This is a genomic window from uncultured Limnohabitans sp., from assembly GCF_937889215.1.
GTDB lineage: Bacteria > Pseudomonadota > Gammaproteobacteria > Burkholderiales > Burkholderiaceae_C > Limnohabitans_A.
The window spans coordinates 1-3,111 of the sequence record NZ_CALBEX010000605.1 but is presented as its reverse complement, the minus strand read 5'-3'; the positions used below and the strand labels follow the sequence as shown (position 1 = coordinate 3,111).

Here is a 3,111-nt window from a genome sequence, read left to right as displayed (position 1 = left end):
TGGGTATTTGTAGGTCGGCGCCTTCAGGTCCGACAAGGGCGGTGGTGCGCCACCGCCGCAGGATATGTCGCTCTTCGAAGCATGTTGCTCCGCGAGGCATGTCGCTACGCGAACAAATCAAACGTCGGACCTGAAGGCCGCGACCTACGGGGAGTTCGGTATTCGTAGGTAGGCGCCTTCAGGTCCGACGTCTGCGGCGTTTCAACGTCCGTCCCTTATGACCACGGCACAAAGAAAAAACGCGACCGAAGTCGCGTTTTTATGGGGTGCAAAGACCAGATCACTGAATTTTGGCTTTGGCGCGCAGGCCCTCTTGGAAGCTGCCCAGTTTTTGCTGTTGCAGCTGCTGGGAAATCTGGGGTTTGACTTCTGCGAGCTTGGGCAACTGGGCGTCACGCACGTCGTCGACGCGGATGATGTGGTACCCGAACTGGCTCTTCACTGGCGTATCGGTCATCTGGCCTTTGTCCAGTTTCACCATGGCACCGGAAAACTCGGGCACATAGCTGGCTGCTGCAGCCCAATCCAGGTCGCCACCGTTGGCGCCAGAACCTGGGTCTTTGGAGGCTTTTTTGGCCAACTCTTCAAAGCTGCCACCTTTTTTGATCTCGGCGATCAGGGCCAGGGCGTCGGCTTCCTTTTCCACCAGGATGTGGCGGGCGCGGTATTCCTTGCCGCCGTTTTCCTTGACGAATTTGTCGTACTCGGCCTGGATGTCGGCGTCAGTGACCGGGTTTTTCTTTTGGAAGTCTGCAAACAGCTGACGAATCAGGATGGTCTGACGGGCCAGTTCCAGCTGGGTTTTGTAGTCTTCGCTGGCATCGAGGCCGCGCTTCTTGGCTTCTTGCATGAAGACTTCGCGGGCAATCAGCTCTTCCTTGATTTGGGCCAGCACTTCAGGCGTGACGGGGCGACCCGAGGCTTCGACTTGCTGCTGCAGCGCTTTGATGCGCGAAGAGGGCACGGGCTTGCCGTTGACCACGGCCAGGTTTTGCGCCAGAACAGGGGCCGCCAGCATGGCCACCAAAGCGGCGCTGAGCATTTGCTTTTTCATCGTATTTTCCTCAATGACTTGGAGTCAGGTGTGAATCAAGGGTTCAAAAAAAGGGGCTGCCACCAAAGGGTGACGGCCCGGGTTCAGATCAGCTCGATGGCCAAGGCGTGCAAGCCCTGATCAATGAAATCTTGCAGCGCATCATACACAAGGCGATGGCGCTGAACGCGGCCGATGCCGGTGAACAAAGGCGAAGCGATGCACACCCGCATGTGCGTGCCCACGCCGCTGTCATTGGCCCCCATGTGGCCCGCGTGTTGGGCGCTTTCGTCGATCACGCGCAGTTCGGTGGGTTGCAGGCGCTCGCTCAGGCGGGCGTGAATTTGTTCGCTCAGGGGAAGGGCAGTTGTGCTCATTTTGGGTCACCGCTCTGGGCCGTGTCATCGTCCTTGGGCAAATAACGCGAGATGTAAATACCCTGGCTCACAATAAAAACCAATGGAAATGCATAACCCCAAAGTTTGAAGTTGACCCAAGCCTCGGTGCTGAAATAGTGCGCCACGTAGGCGTTGATCGTGGCCATGAACAGGCAATACAGCATCCACGACAGGTTCAGGCGGTTCCACACGGCGTGGGGTAGCTGCAGTTGCGTGCCCAGCAGCATGTGCAAAAAGTTTTTCTTCAAAAACCAGTGCGCCACGGCCAGTGCAATGGCCAGGCCCGAATACAGCAAGGTGGGTTTCCACTTGATGAAGCGTTCGTCGTGCAGGCTCAGCGTCAGGGCGCCAAAGCCCAGCACCAGAACCAGCGTGATCTTGTGCATGGTCTGCAGCTTGCCGTCCATCTTGTAAATGATGGCCGTTTGCAGCACGGTCGCGCCCATCAGCACCGCCGTAGCGGTGTAGATGTCGGTCATCTTGTACGCGCCAAAAAACAGCAAGATGGGGAAAAAGTCGAGGATGAGTTTCATGAAATGGGTGCGTTGGCCGCGCCATAGGCGCTGCCGGGTGGGGTCAGGAAGGCTCGAAGTCTAACGAAGCGGAGTTCATGCAGTAACGCAAGCCCGTGGGGGCGGGGCCATCCTCGAACACATGGCCCAAATGCGCGCCGCATTGGGCGCACACAGTTTCCACGCGGCGCATGCCGTGGCTGTTGTCCACGAGCTCTTTGATGGCCCCGTCAGACGAAGCCTGCGAGAAGCTGGGCCAGCCGCAGCCGGCGTCAAACTTGGTGTCGGACTTGAACAGTTCGGCATCGCAACACATGCAGCGGTAAATACCGTTGGCCCAGTGGCCCTCGTATTTGCCTGTGAAGGGGCGCTCGGTGGCGGCTTGGCGGGTCACGGCATAGGCCACGGGCTCGGCACCTTTGGCAGCCAGCAGCTCGCGCCACTCTTGTGCAGATTTTTCAATTTTGGTCATGATGAACAGCTGATTTCCAGTTGGCCCGCCCAGTCGGGCGGCAGGTCGGCATAGGCTTGCATGCCCGGATGCTCGTCGAAGGGGGACTTTAACAAGTTGTAAAGGGTATCGATTTCCGAGAAGTCACCCGCCTGGGCTTGGCGGATGGCGGTTTCGGCCAGGTGGTTGCGCAGCACGAACTTGGGGTTGGTGCGCAGCATGTGTTCGCCCATGGCCGCAAAGTGGCGCTGACCTGCGCGTTCCGTGTAACGCGCCAACCAAGCCAACAGGCGAGAGCGGTCCAGCACCAGATCGGTGACAGCGCTCCATCCCGCATCGGTCAAAGCAGGCGCGGTCGATTGCTGCAACACCGCACGGCTCAGTTGCCGCCAAAACACCGTGAAGTCCACTTTTTCGGCCGCCATGAGCTGCATCACATCTTCCACCAGCGTCCAGTCGGCTTCACGCTCCGACTCAGGTGCCAAGTCGCCAACCAGGCCCAGTTTGGCCCGCATGGCATCGCCCAGGTAGCGGGGAAACAGGGTTTTGTAACCCTCCAGCACCTGCAGCGTCAGCTCTTGGTCGTCAATCAACGGGGCCAGCGCCTGGGCCAAACAGTACAAATTCCAGTACGCCACATTCGGCTGGCGGCCATAGGCGTAGCGGCCTTGGTGGTCCGAGTGGTTGCAAATGTGACCGGGGTCAAAGCCGTCCATG

General features: G+C 58.8%; 5 protein-coding genes. All 5 read right to left on the bottom strand.

The window, feature by feature from the left end; translation table 11 throughout:
- Window positions 1-280: 280 nt before the first annotated feature.
- Entirely contained in the window at window positions 281-1,054 is a 774-nt protein-coding gene (locus Q0341_RS15150; protein ID WP_299515063.1) for a peptidylprolyl isomerase, read from the bottom strand.
- 83 nt (window positions 1,055-1,137) lie between these two features.
- Window positions 1,138-1,410 carry a BolA family protein gene (locus Q0341_RS15145; RefSeq protein ID WP_299515061.1) on the bottom strand — a complete coding sequence of 91 codons (273 nt, stop codon included), beginning with the start codon at window positions 1,408-1,410 and terminating at the stop codon, window positions 1,138-1,140.
- Window positions 1,407-1,964, bottom strand: a complete 558-nt coding sequence (locus Q0341_RS15140) for a septation protein A (protein WP_299515059.1) — start codon at window positions 1,962-1,964, stop codon at window positions 1,407-1,409. Before Q0341_RS15140 ends, Q0341_RS15145 begins: the two co-directional genes overlap by 4 nt.
- A 43-nt stretch (window positions 1,965-2,007) precedes the next feature.
- Complete coding sequence (gene msrB / locus Q0341_RS15135) at window positions 2,008-2,415, bottom strand: peptide-methionine (R)-S-oxide reductase MsrB (RefSeq protein WP_299515056.1); 408 nt, start codon at window positions 2,413-2,415, stop codon at window positions 2,008-2,010.
- Window positions 2,412-3,111, bottom strand: a 700-nt coding sequence (locus Q0341_RS15130; RefSeq protein WP_299515053.1) for a protein adenylyltransferase SelO family protein, incomplete at its 5' end; no start/stop codon positions are given. The genes msrB and Q0341_RS15130, both read right to left, overlap by 4 nt.